Source organism: Desulfurococcus amylolyticus Z-533 (assembly GCF_000513855.1).
GTDB classification, from domain to species: domain Archaea; phylum Thermoproteota; class Thermoprotei_A; order Sulfolobales; family Desulfurococcaceae; genus Desulfurococcus; species Desulfurococcus amylolyticus.
Window position 1 is genome coordinate 1,036,226 of the sequence record NZ_KI911318.1, and the last position, 15,057, is coordinate 1,051,282.

Below are 15,057 nucleotides of genomic sequence, written 5' to 3' on the forward strand. Positions count from 1 at the left end.
ACTATAGCATCAGCAATGGTTTAAGCCTGTGTGAAAGCACTCTAACACCCTTCCTGGTCACCAATACATCTTCCTCCATTCTCACGCCATACCTACCGTTAAAATACACGCCCGGCTCAATAGTGAAGACCATCCCTGGCTCAAGCAGTGTCGAGCCTCCAAGCCTAAGATATGGGGGTTCATGTACAGCTATACCTATTCCATGGCCTAACCCATGTATGAATCTCTCATGTAAGCCGTATTTCTCAAGTTTTTTAACAGCTTTCTCAGCAACATCACCAGCTTTAATGCCTGGGTAGATACTGTCAATGGATTCCCAGAGCGCCTCCTCTACTGCTTCCAGGCTCCTTCTTTCATCAGGGGTGGGTCTGCCCCATGTAATCATCCTCGTTAAATCACTGCATCTACCCCTGTATTTAACACCCACATCAATTAACACGAGATCTCTCCTACCCAGCTTCTTACTACCTGGTAGAATATGGGGATAGCTATTACCTGGTTTAAATGCTATAATTGGGTCGAACGCGTACTTCTTCACTCCTTCCCTTCTCACTCTTTCCTCAAAGAAACCTGCGAGCTCGGCCTCTGTAACGCCCTCCGATATATTGTCCTGGATCGTCTTTATCCCCTTTATGGTTATATCAACTGCCTTCCTGATGGCCTCTATTTCCTTCTCGTCCTTAATCATTCTATGCTTCCACACGTCTCCTGAGATATCGACTACTCTATCGCTGTGGGTTTCCTGCTGGATCGGGGTGTCTTGAAGCTGTTTGTCAATACCTATCTTACTGCTTTTATCGATTATTTCCTTCAGGATCTCCCTGTAGTCTTTTTCAACTATCCTTGCATCACTAGGCTTCAGGGTTTTCGAGTAGGCATATACCTCTACTTCTCCCGGAAGTGAATCCCTGTATCTATAGTATTCGAGGAGCGGGACATATATACTTACACCTCCACCTCTGGTCGCATGTAGCAGTAGCGTGGCATCAGCCACTGTCTCCACACCAGTATAATACTCTATATTTTCAGGGGAGACCAATACTATGTCCTGTAATCCATGGGACTCCATGAGACTTACGAGTTTCCCTATCCTTAATTCCCTACTCATATCATTCAACCCTAGTAATCAATGAGTTATTAATGCTTGAAACAAATATAAACTATGGAGGTATTGTGAATGCGTGGTGATATACTTGAGCATTGAGGTAAAGTGTCCTAAAGACAATAATACAATGATACTTGTCTTGGAGTCCGAGAAACTTAGCGATGGTACAGTGAAGGCATACTTCAACTATAGGTGTCCTATCTGCGGCTTCAAGCTAGAGGTAGAGAGAATAGAGATAACACGCAGCGGTGAGGCTATAAGTATTAAAAAGACTTTTACCCCTCCTCCTTCCCAACAACATTAGACTGTTTTAAAGACTCCTCGCCTAAGCCATAATCCCTTTGCATGGTTCTACCCTTAGCTACGAGAACCTCTCTAATAGTTTTTCTAACCAGTTCAAGAGCCTCCATTGATTCCGTTTTAGCAACATATTCGCCATCTTCACTCCTCCCAAACACAACTATGTGCCCTGTATTCTCCTCAATTAATTTGAGGATAAGCTTGTTAAGTCCGCCGGCAGGTACCTTCATTGAGTGCCAGCCCTTGATAGATGGGGGTTTATCAACTGTTTCACCAACTAACACGTATCTAAGGCTCTTCCTACCCTTAGATACAACCACCTGTTTCAACCTGCCTGTTACACGTATCCAGCGGTTTCCACGTAGCTCCAGGTATACCTCCATAGCTGTATCCTCCCATAAATTGATCCATGACTAAACAGGAACTCTGGGTAAACTACCTTGATGCCGCTATCATGGGGACCAATGTCTTATAGTGGTGAATGAACTTATAAGCTTTCAGCTTCATTTAACCAGGCTCCGAATTGCCCGGTGTCTTGTAGACGATTAGTCTTTAATATTATTGAAGCATCTCTAGAAACAGGGTCTTCCTTGGGGGAATGCTGTCACGATGATTAAATAAGGAGTTTACACATAGCGAGGATCCGGGATGACCGGGCAGAGACGTACTGAGTTGATGATGTAGGTGGAGCGACTGGGACTCCTGAATAAACTATTTAACTAGGTTTTGACAATACCTTTTCACATAGGTGTGAATATATGACAAGCTACATGGATGTTGTTAAGGAAGTGGAGAAAATCCTATGGCCTAAACCCATGAAGCTATTCACAGCAGGACCTGTTGCATGCTTTCCAGAAGTCCTTGAAGCCATGAAGATACAGCAATTAAGCCACAGGAGTAAGGAATACCAGGAATTACACAAGGATACCGTTAAAAGGCTCGCCGACTTCCTCCTTGCTAGAAAAGCCACTGTTTTACTGATACCATCAAGTGGTACAGGCTTCATGGAGGCTAGTGTGAGAAACGCTGTTACCCCTAGAGGTAAGGTGCTTGTAACAGTGATAGGTGAGTTCGGGAACAGGTATAAGGAGGCTGTTGAGAGGAATGGCAGGATACCAATAGTATTGGAGAAGCCGCTGGGTAAACCAGTCATACCAGAAGAGCTGGATGACGCGCTAAAGAAGAACCCTGATGTAGAGGCAGTCACGATAACATATAATGAAACCAGTACAGGAGTATTAAACCCGTTGAAAGAGCTGGCCAAGGTGGTGAAGGAACATGGTAAACTACTCTTCGTTGACGCTGTTTCAGCTATGGGTGCAGCTGATATCAGGGTGGACGAATGGGGCATAGACCTAGTCTTCGCCAGTAGCCAGAAAGCATTTGGTGTTCCCCCAGGCCTCGCTATGGCTGCTGTAAGCGAGGAAGTATTTGAGAAAGCGAAAAAGATACCCGAGAGAGGACTATACTTTGACCTACTGGAGATAAAGGAGTTCCTTGAGAAACAGTGGTCTACGCCAACGACGCCACCAATTCCACAAATAGCAGGCCTCAACGTCGCACTGAGAATAGTTGAGAAGATGGGTGGGAGAGAAGCATGGCTTAGAATGTATGCTGAGAGAGCTGAGAAGATTAGGAGGGGTGTGCTGGAACTCGGCTTAAAACTCTTCGCAGAACCAGGCTATTATAGCCCTACAATAACAGTTGTATATAATCCCCCCGGAGTCAAGGGGCCAGTGATATACGAGGAGCTTAGAAAGAGAGGCATTGAAATAGCTAAAGGATATGGTAAGGTGAAAGACGAGACCTTCAGGATAGGACACATGGGCTATATAACCGAGAAGGATATAGAGGACTTATTCAGGAACCTGAAGGAGGTACTTACAGCCGTCAGCAGGTTCTGAATTCTTGTAAATATTTTTGAACACGTTTTATTCTCTCGACGTCTCTACTCGCTTTCCTCGATGACTATTGCTTTTACTTTTCTCCCGGTATTCTCTGGGTGGGTATACAAGGTATTCCCCCGCTGTGAAGGGTGAAGCAGGTAGCCAGAAATATCTACAGGCAATCACAGGTATTCACCAGACCCGAACCATGTCCTACAGGGCTAGTTAGGGCTACTTCTCCAAGTATTCTTCGACATCCTTCCTCAAGTCTCTCGCAAGCTCCCTAATCTTCTCTGCTTTCTCAAGGGCTTTCTCAATCCAATCCCTGCTCGCTTCAATACCTTTCCTAGTGAAGTAGGCTATAGCCTCGCTCCTGCTCTTGAATACTCCTGCTTCTACGAGTTTGTCTATTACCTCCATGTCCTCCTTCCTAACCCTCGCAGATACAACTAGCGTAGTCCCGGGTAGCCTAGCTATCCTGCCTACTACCTCGGCAACCCTTTCAGCAAGGTCTTGCGCGAGCTTTGTAGCAGTAGACGCTATCTCGGCGAGGCTCCTAGAGATAGTGTCGCTGACGCTTAAAGCGGATTCTACAGCTCTCCTACCGTACCTCTCCGACACTGTCTCAACAATAGACCTTACCCTCTCGAGCTGTTGCCTAAGCCCTGTTCTAAAGTCTTCTAGAGCTTTCTCGAGAACACTATTCTCAACCCTACCCCCGTATTCTTCAAGCTTCTTCGTGGAATCGGCTATTTCCCTAAGAACATTCTCCACGCCCTCCCTGAGGGATTTTAGAGCTGCCTCCCTATCCCCTTTCTCGATAGCTTCTCTAACCCTAGCCTCGAGAGAATCTACTTCGACTTTCACCTTGTAGACTAGTTCTTCAACCAGTTTCTTGTATTCATCGCTCAAGGCTTCCACCTGTAACACATATTACAATATTACACTACTACAGGAGGGGTTTAAAAACTTGACAAGGTAGCCCAGCATATTACATTAATAGTTTTGTATAAGAGGGGTATACTAGTGAGTTATATAAGGCTGTTTCCTAAGTTTTATCATGGGGGCTTAAACTTGTTCTACAGGATTATACTAGTTGCGGTAGGCTTAGCACTAGCGGGTTTTATAGCTTTTGCTTCAATAACCAATATATTCGTTGTAAACATCAGAGGCGCTGTAAACGTGCCCCGGCCGATATTTGAGAGGAGCATTGAGATCGAGATCAATGCGTCCAGCGGTTCTAGAACAATAGACTTAGGCACCGTGACAATACCTGGAGACGGCTATTTCAAGGTTGAAGCCTACAGCAGTATCCTAGATAAGGGTTTCAGAATCATATTGAACGGTGTCCTCAGGCTCGAGCCTGTATACAAGCCGTTGACGGGTAATTCGAGCGTAAGCATTAGCATGCCATGCCTACTCGTGGTAAACACTACATGCTACAGAGTGATGGTTATTATACCAGGGTATGACACGCCTGTGAGGATATCGGGGGGAGAGTATAGGGCGAGCCTGGATATCACTTGGGGCGAAGCAGAGGGGACAGGGTCTTTCCAGCTGGTTATCAAAGGCCTATACAGTGAGAGCCCGTTCCAGCCGTTGACATAGGATACGCTTAGAGCTTTTCACGACTCTAGGAGAGGGTTTACGAGAGCAGATGCTTACCCCATGTTGGGCATTAGGCTTAGACACCGTTTCACCTAGGTCGCCTAGTAAGCATGCATCAAATCCGTCTACCTTGTTTAAAGCGTATTTTACATACCCTGCTAGAGCGGCCCGGGCTTCTCACCGTATTTAACCCATACTGTCTTCGAGTATACTATCGTCTCGTTGAAGCTCCTGTGTATTGCTGTAAGTAGGCCGAGGAATTTCCTTGCTTTGGAGCAAGCATTTTGACACAAGGTATGGGAAGGTGGGTGTTGAGAATACGTTGAAAGATGTTGAAACCATGCTCTTAAACCTACTCCTCCTGAGAGGGCCTCTCAGCCGTGTTAGTGAGGCAAAAACTATTTTAAAACCACCCTTCTCCTCGACGTCTACGAGCAACCTCCTGCTTTTCGCAAGCGGGTCTACGGCCTCTATACTGTTAACTCCTATTGCTGTGCTCCTACCCGCGTACTCTATCCTACCCCTAGCCAAGATAGTGCCGGTACCTCAGCTATTTTGTAGCCTTGTGCTGTTACTGCTGTTAGTACCTCTAGGTTTACAATCTCTTTATTCTCTATCTTGTTTTTGGTGGTAAGTGTAGAAGCAGTGGGTATGAGGGGTTGCCCCTGATCACCGTTGGAACAACATATAGTTAGAATGGGCCCGCGGGGACTTGAACCCCGGGCCTCCGCCTCTCTCAAACCGGGCTTGTAAGGGCGGCGTCCTAACCAGGCTAGACGACGGGCCCTTCCTCATTATATGGATAGACCGGGGTTAAAAATTCTTTACAATATATTATCAATGTGGAGAACCGGGTGATTGCTTGTCTTCTATCCCACAAAGCAGTCTACACGATGTATGCGTCTCAATTGCCTCCTCTATGCTTGGATTAAATGTGGCTAAGGAGATTCTGAGACAGCTCGCCGAGAAGATACGTGGTCCACGGTTAATAGGCTTAGTTACCGAGTCTAATATAGCCAGGTATCCTGCCTGTGATCTGAGTATCATTATAGTTGCAACAGGGGGTACAGAGCACATATTACAGGGGATTGCTAATAATTCACGCAGTGTTGCCCTGCTCTACAATAATAAATATAATAGCCTGCCAGCCACCATAGAGTTCCTCGCATACCATAGAGAACAAGGGAGAGAACCCTTAATGGTTACCGGTTACAGGGACATAGAACATCTAGTGGAATTAGTGGAGAGGTTGTCAAGGATATACTCGGCGGTATGTAGGCTGAGGAAAGCTAAGCTGGGTGTGATAGGAGGTATAAGCGATTGGCTTATCTACAGCAGGGTAGGCAGTGAATACTTAAAATCCCTCATGGATCTCCAGTTATCATACATAGATACCGAGGAATTGATCAAGGCATATAACGAGGCAGTGGTGAATGCGAGTGAGATAAATGATATACTTGGAAGAGCCCATGAAACACTTGTCACCAGTGAAGAAGTGGCTAAAGCGCTTAGATTATATAAGGCATTACAAGCCTTAATCACCCGTTACAACCTCGATGGATTCACAATAAAATGCTTTGATATAATACCCCGTTTAAAGACGACGTCCTGCCTTGCCCTAGCACTATTCAACACAATGCTTATACCAGCGTCTTGTGAGGGAGACATACCACTATTAATCTCGATGGCTCTAGGCGAGTGGATTACGTTGAAACCGGTTTTTATGGCTAATATAGCCGAGATCACAAGTGACAGCATAGTGCTCGCACACTGCACGTCTCCAATAATAGGTGGCTACACATTAGTGACGCATTTTGAATCAGGGCTTGGAGTCAGCTTACGCGTGGATTATAGAGTGGGGGACAAGGTGACTGTTTACAGGCTTGACAACAAGGTCTCCACTCTCAGACTCGGTGTAGGCTATATTGAGAGGCATGAGTGGAGTGAGAACATGTGTAGGACACAGGTCCGCGTTAAATTGCTTGGAGCTGAGAAGATCCTTAGAGAGAGTATTGGGAATCACTATGCCTTAATAATAGGGGACTATATAGATGATCTAGTGGCAGCGGCCAAGTTGCTTGGTACATCCATAGACTACTTTAATGTTCGTGCTTAAAGTAAAACCTCTATGTCAACGTCTTTTATGATTGAGCCATACGCGTTCCTTATAGCTACATCGCTAAGGCCCACGGTTTCAGCAACCTCAACCTGGTTCCTCTTATTATTGGTGAGAATCCCTGCTAGATATACTGCTGCGGCTGCCAGGCTCGTCGGGCTTTTACCGCTTATAAATCCCTGTTCCTCGGTCACTGATATAATATAGTTCGCCATAGTCTCAACGATCGGTGGAGCATTCAGCTTGCGTATAATATAACCCACGTAATGCCTCGGATCAAAGTTTTCCCTGGAAATCTTTATATTGCTATTAGATTCACGTATTAACCTCACTCCCTCCCATAAGTCTTTCTCATCGACGTTTAGCTCTGATATAAATACCTTTAAAGACTTAGGGGTATCATTAATCCTATACGATAAATAGATAGCTGCTATGATTATCTTTCTCAATGTACTCTCCTTGTAATTCTTATCCTTTACCGCTTCATGGACAAGTTTTGCAGCTGTCTCCTTTACAGCTGGCGGAGGATTAATGAGCTTCAGATACTCGTTTAACTCCTGTAGCGCTTTTTTAAGCTTCCTATCCTTCTTCTCAACCTTTATCTCACTGTTAACTCTAACCCAGCTCCTTCCTTGTTTCAGGTGTTGCATGAAGCAACCAGATATCTCAGTCCCTCCTACACCATGGTCATGAACCATGTTTGTAAACATGCCACTGTACCGTGGGGTATTGTTATTCTTCAAGAAGCCCTCGAAACCCTGATAGATAGGCTTCTCATTAAACACGAAGCCGCATGACTGACATATATAGCTGTTTGAATCTGGATCGAATATTATGTTTGTGCCGCCACAGTTGGGACACTTCAACGTCTCTCACCCCTTTTATACTTTCTCTGGGAGGCTAGATAATAGTAGAGGATCGTGGAGGAGGGGGCCAGATCCTTGCTCTCTAGCTTCACTACTACTCTGGGGTCGTCAACCCTACCGATAACATCTACTATCCTGCCTATTCTTCTATTGTTCTCATCATATACTGAGGAATTAACTAGTTTTAAGACGTCCCGTGTAGAGGGTTTTACAATGAGGAATCCATCCCTGGTAGAAATCTCTACCATACCAAGCTTATTCATAAGTATCACTCTGGTATTACCATCACTATATTACTTTAAACTCATAGTTCATATATAAGGCGTATACCATATAAACACTACATTATTCAAAAAATATGTAATACATGGGTTTTTAAATAAAGTGCTCAACAATAAAATAATACATTAACGCATATAATTAAATACTTCACTATTAAGGAATATACAGACATCAAACTCTATATATCGCTAGCACACCCCTCAGAGATTCACAGCTGAAAACCATTTCCTAGAAGCATAAAGCTTAAACCATGAGCCTCGCCAAGTTGTTTCTGGTTTTATAATGGTTTGTATGTGTTGGTGTTAGTCTTCTGCTATTATTATATTATTGCATATACTTTTTGCCGTGTAGGTGTTTCAGAGGCTGATTCTAGAAGACCACAGGATCCTCAAGAACCCGGAGCACGGGTTCACCGGAGACAGGGATAGGGTAGCATACATGAATCTCTTCCTTAAATTCCTTAATTCAAGATGTACGGGCTCCGGTGTGCCAGTGAACACCCCTAAGCCGTATGCAAGCCCAAGCAGGATACAAGGGGAACAAAAACGAGGGGGTGAAACAAGCTTATATAAACCTATATGAGACCTGAACCCCATTCAGAGGTATTTGGATAAAAACAATGAATATAGTCCATTGGTTCTCAACCAGTTATCCCCCGCATCTTTCTAATCTCATCGGCAATCATGCGGAGGATCTCTAGTTTCCCTGATTTCTTATCAACCAAGACACGCCCTTTTCCCTCTTTTAGCCTCGGGTAGTGTTTCTCCTCGTACAAGGGGTTTAACCCGAGTCTCTCCGAGGCCTCTATTATTTCCTTGATACTAGGATTTGGCACAGCCTTGCCTAAAGATATCTTCCTTCCTTCACTACGGCTCTTTTTCGAGTCTATGTAAGCCGGGTATACAACGATCCTCCTACCTTTGTTATCCCGACTCAAAAAATCCCCCTTGATACTTGGTGATTATCCTATCCGAGGGCCCTCCCAGCCTACTTCTTAAGGAGGATCCCGTTCAAGACTCCGTCTTGTCCGGGTCTTGATGTAACCTTTACGAGTCCTAATTCTGTTTTCACTATTGTGCCTTTCGAGATAATTTTAAACCTGGCGTTCTGCGGATTTGATGGTGTCTCGACGACGTCCAGTATCTTGACCTTCTTAACCGTCTTGTCATCGGGTACCGCAACATTAATGTATAAGGCCTTCTTTAACTTATACTTTACCCCTCCTCCAAGCGTCCTCACGTGTATCTTCTCCTCGCTGCTACTTAGAGTGGTGTTTACCGGCGGGGAGCCTAGCTCATATTTTCTCTTACCCCTTTTCTCCCCTTTCAATCCACCTGTTGGTTTTCTTAAATCATTACCCTGATAGTGAGACATCACTAAACACCTGTATTCTAGTTAAAACAAGTATTACCTGGTTATAAATGTTTTGTGAGCAGAGCAGTAGTTATATTCCTTAACAATTATTATACTCAATATGGAGAACAGTGATATCGGGGTCAAATGAATTGTACGAACTACAGGGATTTCTAATCAACATGTTATACAAGCTGAGCCCGCGTGTCTTAAAGCCGGTTTATGAAATATATGAGAAATGGCTTTGGATGCAGATACGCAGAGGGCCTTTTCCAAGACATATAGGTATAATTCCAGATGGAAACAGGAGGTGGGCGAAGAGACTTGGGCTAGACCCTTCACTGGGGCATGTTTATGGATACGAGAAAATAAAAGAAGTCCTTAAATGGATATGGGAGCTAAAAATAAGGTATGTAACAATATACACCATGAGCACTGAAAACTGCAGATTCAGAGATGAGCGTGAACGAGAATACTTGTTTAACCTAGCCAGGAAGGGATTAGCCGAGTTAAAGAACATGAGGGAGATACATGAGAGGAAAGTCAGGGTGAAAGTATTCGGGTCACTGGATCTAGTCCCAGAGGATATAGTCGTGTTGGCGAGTGAATTAGAGAAGGAGACAGCCAGGTATGATTCATTCCAGCTAAACATAGCGTTGTGCTACGGCGGCAGGCATGAGATAATCGATGCCGTAAAAGCTATTGTGAAAGAGGCGTTAGAGGGTAAAATAAGCCTTGAAGATATCAATGAGGAACTATTCAGCAAATACCTTTACACTAATGGAGCACCAGATCCGGATCTAATAATCAGGACCAGCGGGGAGGAAAGAATCAGTAATTTCCTACTATGGCAGTCAGCCTATAGTGAGCTATATTTCTGTGATGTATTCTGGCCGGAATTCCGTAAAATAGATTTCTGGAGAGCCATTAGAAGTTACCAGAGGCGTGAAAGAAGGTTTGGTAGATAATATTGTCTTACTGCTCCTCCATGAAATCCTCCGGTTCGCCATATATTATCTTGAGCTCGTCGATTGTCAAACGCTTCTTACCGCTTGCCTTCTCCAGGATCTCCTGCTTCTTCATGTTTAAAACCATGCCCAGTTTAGCCTTCTCCAGCTCCTTGTTGAGGTTGCTAACCTTCTCCCTTAACTCGTTGAGCTTATTGGTTAAATCCTCGATTTCCTTGGATATAGCGTTAACCGAGTCCTGCTTAACCTGTATATCGTTCTTTAAGTCAAGGTATTTTTTCACTAGTTCATTCAACTGTTGTTTGATCTTATCCCTTTCAGCTGTAAGCCTACCTATTTCCCCCCTCATATTGTTGAGCTTACTGGTTAAGTCTTTTACCTGGATCCTGAGGCTCGAATAGAATGCCTTAACCTCTAATATTTCATTTTTCTCTTTTCTCAGCTTCTCGGCTTTCTCCAGCAGCGATGTAAGCCTCTTTATCTTCTGTATTACCCTGTTCTCTTCTTCAATTGATAAGACCCTAGTTTGCAGCATCCATTCAAGCCTCTCGATCTCCTCTCTCAGTATATTAGATGGCGTCCTCGCCTCCCGCGACATGTTCTGGATGACGTTTTGTTTCATAACAAGTATTTCTCTCAGCGTCCTCAACTCTTCTATCTTGTTCCTCCTCTCCTCAGCTAGCCTTTTATACTCTTCAAGGAGGCGTTTCCTCGCCTCTCTAATATTCTTTAGTTTTTCCTTGAGCGACCTCAGCTCACCGAGATACTTCTGCTTCTCGGCTCTTTCTGTTTTCAACTCATTTATTAACCGGTATCTCTGCTCCTTCAGCGTCTTTATCTTCTCTCTTACCTCACTGATCTGCTTTGATGCTTCTTCTATTTCTCTTTGTATTTCCTCAATACTTGTTTGCGTCATTAGTTCTCCCATTAACCCTGTTTAAGTATGATCCTCGCGTCGACAGCTATAGCCCCCTTAGGGTAGGCCATCACCGGGTTTAAATCTATTGATTCTATCTCAGGGTTCTCCTCCATTAATCTAGCTGTTTTAACGATTATATCAGCTATGGCCTCCTTATCGACTGGCGGCTGGCCACGGTAGCCCTCGAGTATTTTCGACGACTTGATCTCATTAAGCATTCCCAATGCATCGTTCCTTGTAATAGGGGCTATCCTGAATGAAACATCCTTTAATACCTCAACGAATATACCGCCCAGCCCGAACATTATTACTGGCCCAAATATGCCGTCTCTCACCCCGCCAACAATTACCTCGAGTCCTTGTGGAGCCATGTTATACATTAACACCCCCACTAGTCTAGCATTTGGTGCTTTAAGAGACACTGTTCTAAGCATTTCTTCAACCGCTTTTCCAACCTCCTCTCTACTCTTGAGCCCTAGTTTCACACCGCCTACATCACTCTTATGTGTTATATCCGGGGACACTATTTTCAACGCTATTGGATACCCTATTTTATCAGCTAGCTCCACTGCCTCTGCTGGTGATTTAACAACCACTACCTCCGGGGATGGGATCCCATAGTATTTAATTATTTGGAACGCCTCATGCTCCAATAGTTTGAACCTTTTTTCCTTAAGTGCTGCAGCTAATATGTCACGTGGAGACATACATCCTCAACCCTGTTATCCTTGTATATTGGACTTTATTCTACTATAAGTATATAATACTTTAAGTGCTTTAGCAGCTCTTTCAGGCGACTCGAAAACGGTTACCCCGTTCTCCTGTAGTTTCCTAGCCAGCTTAATTGCCTCCTCTCCACCTATTGAAATAACTATAACCGGCTTCATATACTTATTCTTGGCCTCTATGAGGTAGTCTGCCAGACCACCCTTTATCCCTGGTACCTGTGGAAGCGCCACTACAACCACTGCATCGACATCGCTACGTGGCAATACTTTCTCAAGTACCTTTATATATCTCTCATCATCTGTATCTCCTGTTAAATCAATCGGGTTCTCCACGATACAGTGAGGCGGCAGTATTTTCCTAAGCTCCTCCTTTAAGTCCGGCGGAGTCCTAGGCAGCTCAAAACCCTGGACTGTTAGCGCATCGGTTAACATTACCCCGACACCGCCAGCGTCCGTAACCACATAGACCCTGTTACCATTCATCAATGGTTGATCCAGTAGTATTCTTACAGCATCCATCATTTCGTCGAAGCTTTCAACCTCTATTACACCTGCCTGCTTAAACGCTGATCTATATAGCGAATAATTACCAGCTAAAGCAGCCGTGTGGCTTGCCGCTGCAAGGCTTCCACGACTGGTTTTACCGGCTTTGAACACGAGTACAGGCTTCACCCTGCTAACCCTCCTAGCCGTTTCAATGAACATTCTTCCACGGGCATTCTTCAAACCCTCCAAGTATACCAGTATCACCCTTGTTTTATCGTCGCCGGCGAGGTATTCAAGTAAGTCGATGTCATCCACGTCTATCTTGTTACCGTAGCTTATAGCCCTTGAAACACCAATATTATTATAGGCCATCCAATCCATGAGAGCGGATGCGAAGGCGCCGCTTTGACTAATGAAGGCAACATATCCCTTGGGAGGCCGCTTCATCTTCTCCTCTGGAAGGAAGAATGTGTCAACACCGCTCCAATTATCGAAGATACCAATACAGTTGGGACCGATTATTCTTATACCGTATTTCACCGCCAACTCCTTTATCTCGTGTTCCAGCCTCTCGCCTTCAGGGGTCCCAGTCTCCTTGAAGCCACCGCTTATTATTATTACAGTCTTACACCCTTTTTCACCGAGCTCCCTGAGCACCTCTGGAACGCTTGGAGCAGGTACAACAATGATAGCTAGATCCGGTGTCTCCGGTAACTCACTCACGCTTCTATAGCATTTCAAGCCCATGATCTCATTGTACCCGGGGTTTACGGGGTATATTCTTCCCTTATACTTCTTAATGAAGTTTTCCAGTATAACCCGGCCGACCTTCCCCTCCTTTGGCGTTGCACCTACTATCGCGACACTCCTTGGATTGAAGAATGAGTCGAGCATTGGGACGCCCCCTGCTAATATAATCTTTCTACCTAGATTAAATGCTGCCAAGGTATAAATACTGTATTCAAAGTAAATACTGAAAACAGGTGGGAACTGTGGGTAATGTGACTTTACTGGAGTTATTCCTAGAGTTCCTGAAGATAGGCTTCTTCATGTTTGGAGGCGGATACGGTGGTATAGCCTTAATGTATAAGGAGCTCGTTGAAATAAAGGGTTGGGTGTCTGATGAAGAGTTCACCAGCCTCCTAGGAATAGCTGAGAGCACGCCGGGTCCCATAGCAATAAATTCAGCCACATGGATAGGGTACTCCCTGGGAGGTCTACCGGGCTCTATTCTCGCTACAATGGGTGTTGTATTACCAGCATATCTGGTGATACTTACTGTAGTTACATCTCTCAGACCCTACATGAGTAATGATGTGGTTAGGATAGTGTTTAGAGGTATTAATGCGGCTGTGGTAGCATTAATACTATATGCATTTATAAAAGTGGCTAAATCCACCCTACTGACTTCAGCAGGATTTAGCCTAAATCTGATAGCCTTCGCAATCTTCATAGCGGCGTTCATACTACTGTATATCGGGAACCAGCACCCAATAATAGTGATAATAGTATCTGCCTTGGTAAGCGTGCTATTAAAATATGTTTTCGGAATATAGTGTCGAAGCAGTGTTTTTCTTATGCTAAATACTGCTTAAAACACCGCTAAGACTCAACAACCACAACTGGTATCGGTTGCTGTGATTTAGACGGTGTCTCAGCAGCAACGCTAACCTTAACTGCTGTATCCACTGGTAGATTCTCCAACGCCTCTATTCTATCCAGGTGGTTTTTAACACTGGCTTTCTCGGAGCTCAAGATATCCAGGTTTCTCCTGAGGTGATCCATGGATGCCTTATATGCTTTCTCCGGTATTTCACCACCTATATAGCTTACCTTTACAGCCGTTACAGTTTTCTCCAGCTCAACTATCATGTCCTCTATTTCATGCATTCTCTTCCTGAGTACCTCCTTAACGTTTTTCGAGTCCTCCTTAAGCTTTATCAGAGACTCCTCTAGTTTCTTCTTGAATTCCTCATAGGTGTGCTTCGGTATCTCCTTCCTGCTGTTTAATTCCTCAAGGGCTGCAGCACGCTTCTTAACCCTCTCCAACCTGTTCTCGAGTACTGTGGCCATGTATTCCCATTCAGGTAGCAGAATTATATTACCGTTCTCGAACCTGAACCTCTCTATTTCAACCTGCTTAAAATCAAAGTCGTTGAAGCTTACCTCTAGGGATGAAATGTTACCATCTGAGTCACTGTAGAATCCCACTATGTATCCCACTCGTCTCCCGTATGGATCATTCACGGGCTTACCAAGGTATTCATCGATTTTCTCAACTGTTAGACCCGGCATACAATACACCTGGTAAACTATCCAGTTGCAATGATTTAAAAACCAAGGGTCTAAATTGACCTTCTCAGCCCTGAAGGGTGGTTCACTGGTTCCCTGCATCTATTTGGGAATGCATCTTTTATTTGTGGAATAGTCGAGGGGATAA

Annotated in this window: 19 protein-coding genes and 1 tRNA gene; 7 read left to right on the forward strand and 13 right to left on the reverse strand. The window is 44.5% G+C overall.

The features are described 5' to 3' along the window. Nucleotide 1: 1 nt before the first annotated feature. Complete coding sequence (locus SPHMEL_RS05390; protein WP_042667656.1) at nt 2-1,108, reverse strand: M24 family metallopeptidase; 1,107 nt, start codon at nt 1,106-1,108, stop codon at nt 2-4. Nucleotides 1,109-1,193: 85 nt separating this feature from the next. On the opposite strand from SPHMEL_RS05390, the gene SPHMEL_RS05395 reads away from it, so the two are divergent. Beyond that, the gene (locus tag SPHMEL_RS05395; protein WP_048058867.1) at nt 1,194-1,409 is read left to right on the forward strand and encodes a hypothetical protein; all 216 of its coding nucleotides are present in this window, start codon (nt 1,194-1,196) and stop codon (nt 1,407-1,409) included. Here the strand turns inward: SPHMEL_RS05395 and SPHMEL_RS05400 are convergent. Next, nucleotides 1,381-1,788, reverse strand: coding sequence for a hypothetical protein (locus SPHMEL_RS05400; RefSeq protein WP_042667658.1), 408 nt, complete (start codon nt 1,786-1,788; stop codon nt 1,381-1,383). The genes SPHMEL_RS05395 and SPHMEL_RS05400 overlap by 29 nt on opposite strands. A gap of 375 nt (nt 1,789-2,163) precedes the next feature. On the opposite strand from SPHMEL_RS05400, the gene SPHMEL_RS05405 reads away from it, so the two are divergent. Beyond that, on the forward strand, nt 2,164-3,309 hold the full coding sequence (locus SPHMEL_RS05405) for a pyridoxal-phosphate-dependent aminotransferase family protein (protein WP_042667659.1): 1,146 nt from the start codon (nt 2,164-2,166) through the stop codon (nt 3,307-3,309). A gap of 213 nt (nt 3,310-3,522) precedes the next feature. On the opposite strand, the gene SPHMEL_RS05410 is transcribed toward SPHMEL_RS05405, so the two are convergent. Beyond that, entirely contained in the window at nt 3,523-4,212 is a 690-nt protein-coding gene (locus tag SPHMEL_RS05410; protein WP_232216775.1) for a UBA domain-containing protein, read from the reverse strand. A 153-nt stretch (nt 4,213-4,365) separates the two neighbouring features. Between SPHMEL_RS05410 and SPHMEL_RS05415 the strand changes: the two genes are divergently transcribed. Then, the gene (locus SPHMEL_RS05415; protein WP_042667661.1) at nt 4,366-4,899 is read left to right on the forward strand and encodes a hypothetical protein; all 534 of its coding nucleotides are present in this window, start codon (nt 4,366-4,368) and stop codon (nt 4,897-4,899) included. Between the two features lie 186 nt (nt 4,900-5,085). On the opposite strand, the gene SPHMEL_RS05420 is transcribed toward SPHMEL_RS05415, so the two are convergent. Both SPHMEL_RS05420 and SPHMEL_RS05425 read right to left on the reverse strand, forming a co-directional pair. After that, nucleotides 5,086-5,430, reverse strand: a complete 345-nt coding sequence (locus SPHMEL_RS05420) for a hypothetical protein (protein WP_042667662.1) — start codon at nt 5,428-5,430, stop codon at nt 5,086-5,088. 166 nt (nt 5,431-5,596) lie between these two features. Then, nucleotides 5,597-5,686: transfer RNA gene (locus tag SPHMEL_RS05425), tRNA-Val, on the reverse strand. Between the two features lie 75 nt (nt 5,687-5,761). On the opposite strand from SPHMEL_RS05425, the gene SPHMEL_RS07060 reads away from it, so the two are divergent. Further along, a complete protein-coding gene (locus tag SPHMEL_RS07060) occupies nt 5,762-7,015 on the forward strand; it encodes a hypothetical protein (RefSeq protein ID WP_156915445.1) in 1,254 nt (417 codons plus the stop codon). On the opposite strand, the gene SPHMEL_RS05435 is transcribed toward SPHMEL_RS07060, so the two are convergent. Then, nucleotides 7,012-7,881 carry a transcription initiation factor IIB gene (locus SPHMEL_RS05435; protein ID WP_042667663.1) on the reverse strand — a complete coding sequence of 290 codons (870 nt, stop codon included), beginning with the start codon at nt 7,879-7,881 and terminating at the stop codon, nt 7,012-7,014. The genes SPHMEL_RS07060 and SPHMEL_RS05435 overlap by 4 nt on opposite strands. Further along, nucleotides 7,878-8,144 carry an H/ACA ribonucleoprotein complex subunit GAR1 gene (locus SPHMEL_RS05440; protein ID WP_042667664.1) on the reverse strand — a complete coding sequence of 89 codons (267 nt, stop codon included), beginning with the start codon at nt 8,142-8,144 and terminating at the stop codon, nt 7,878-7,880. Before SPHMEL_RS05440 ends, SPHMEL_RS05435 begins: the two co-directional genes overlap by 4 nt. A 370-nt stretch (nt 8,145-8,514) precedes the next feature. On the opposite strand from SPHMEL_RS05440, the gene SPHMEL_RS05445 reads away from it, so the two are divergent. After that, nucleotides 8,515-8,745, forward strand: a complete 231-nt coding sequence (locus SPHMEL_RS05445) for a hypothetical protein (RefSeq protein WP_042667665.1) — start codon at nt 8,515-8,517, stop codon at nt 8,743-8,745. Nucleotides 8,746-8,803: 58 nt separating this feature from the next. Here SPHMEL_RS05445 and SPHMEL_RS05450 read toward each other — a convergent pair whose 3' ends face one another. Next, a complete protein-coding gene (locus SPHMEL_RS05450; protein ID WP_042667666.1) occupies nt 8,804-9,100 on the reverse strand; it encodes a signal recognition particle protein Srp19 in 297 nt (98 codons plus the stop codon). Between the two features lie 50 nt (nt 9,101-9,150). Continuing rightward, nucleotides 9,151-9,537: a 30S ribosomal protein S8e gene (locus SPHMEL_RS05455; protein WP_042667667.1), complete on the reverse strand. Its 387-nt coding sequence runs from the start codon at nt 9,535-9,537 to the stop codon at nt 9,151-9,153. A gap of 161 nt (nt 9,538-9,698) precedes the next feature. Between SPHMEL_RS05455 and uppS the strand changes: the two genes are divergently transcribed. Further along, complete coding sequence (gene uppS, locus SPHMEL_RS05460) at nt 9,699-10,484, forward strand: polyprenyl diphosphate synthase (RefSeq protein ID WP_042667965.1); 786 nt, start codon at nt 9,699-9,701, stop codon at nt 10,482-10,484. Nucleotides 10,485-10,491: 7 nt separating this feature from the next. Here the strand turns inward: uppS and SPHMEL_RS05465 are convergent, their stop codons facing one another. The 3 genes from SPHMEL_RS05465 to SPHMEL_RS05475 are packed head-to-tail and all read right to left on the reverse strand — an operon-like array spanning nt 10,492 to nt 13,511. Continuing rightward, nucleotides 10,492-11,400 (reverse strand): coiled-coil protein, encoded by a 909-nt coding sequence (locus SPHMEL_RS05465; RefSeq protein ID WP_042667668.1) that lies wholly within the window; start codon nt 11,398-11,400, stop codon nt 10,492-10,494. Between the two features lie 11 nt (nt 11,401-11,411). Beyond that, complete coding sequence (locus SPHMEL_RS05470; protein WP_012608596.1) at nt 11,412-12,110, reverse strand: acetate--CoA ligase family protein; 699 nt, start codon at nt 12,108-12,110, stop codon at nt 11,412-11,414. Between the two features lie 15 nt (nt 12,111-12,125). Further along, nucleotides 12,126-13,511: an acetate--CoA ligase family protein gene (locus SPHMEL_RS05475; protein ID WP_042667669.1), complete on the reverse strand. Its 1,386-nt coding sequence runs from the start codon at nt 13,509-13,511 to the stop codon at nt 12,126-12,128. A gap of 98 nt (nt 13,512-13,609) precedes the next feature. Between SPHMEL_RS05475 and SPHMEL_RS05480 the strand changes: the two genes are divergently transcribed. Then, entirely contained in the window at nt 13,610-14,173 is a 564-nt protein-coding gene (locus SPHMEL_RS05480) for a chromate transporter (RefSeq protein ID WP_042667670.1), read from the forward strand. A 46-nt stretch (nt 14,174-14,219) separates the two neighbouring features. On the opposite strand, the gene SPHMEL_RS05485 is transcribed toward SPHMEL_RS05480, so the two are convergent. Continuing rightward, nucleotides 14,220-14,912 carry a CdvA-like protein gene (locus SPHMEL_RS05485; RefSeq protein ID WP_042667671.1) on the reverse strand — a complete coding sequence of 231 codons (693 nt, stop codon included), beginning with the start codon at nt 14,910-14,912 and terminating at the stop codon, nt 14,220-14,222. Nucleotides 14,913-15,057 lie beyond the last annotated feature (145 nt).

Coding starts and splice junctions, on each gene's coding strand:
- SPHMEL_RS05390 (WP_042667656.1), bottom strand. CDS start 1,108: ATGAGTAGGGAATTAAGGATAGGGAAACTCGTAAGTCTCATGGAGTCC.
- SPHMEL_RS05400 (WP_042667658.1), bottom strand. CDS start 1,788: ATGGAGGTATACCTGGAGCTACGTGGAAACCGCTGGATACGTGTAACA.
- SPHMEL_RS05405 (WP_042667659.1), top strand. CDS start 2,164: ATGACAAGCTACATGGATGTTGTTAAGGAAGTGGAGAAAATCCTATGG.
- SPHMEL_RS05440 (WP_042667664.1), bottom strand. CDS start 8,144: ATGAATAAGCTTGGTATGGTAGAGATTTCTACCAGGGATGGATTCCTC.
- SPHMEL_RS05455 (WP_042667667.1), bottom strand. CDS start 9,537: ATGTCTCACTATCAGGGTAATGATTTAAGAAAACCAACAGGTGGATTG.
- uppS (WP_042667965.1), top strand. CDS start 9,699: ATGTTATACAAGCTGAGCCCGCGTGTCTTAAAGCCGGTTTATGAAATA.
- SPHMEL_RS05465 (WP_042667668.1), bottom strand. CDS start 11,400: ATGACGCAAACAAGTATTGAGGAAATACAAAGAGAAATAGAAGAAGCA.
- SPHMEL_RS05470 (WP_012608596.1), bottom strand. CDS start 12,110: ATGTCTCCACGTGACATATTAGCTGCAGCACTTAAGGAAAAAAGGTTC.
- SPHMEL_RS05475 (WP_042667669.1), bottom strand. CDS start 13,511: ATGCTCGACTCATTCTTCAATCCAAGGAGTGTCGCGATAGTAGGTGCA.
- SPHMEL_RS05485 (WP_042667671.1), bottom strand. CDS start 14,912: ATGCCGGGTCTAACAGTTGAGAAAATCGATGAATACCTTGGTAAGCCC.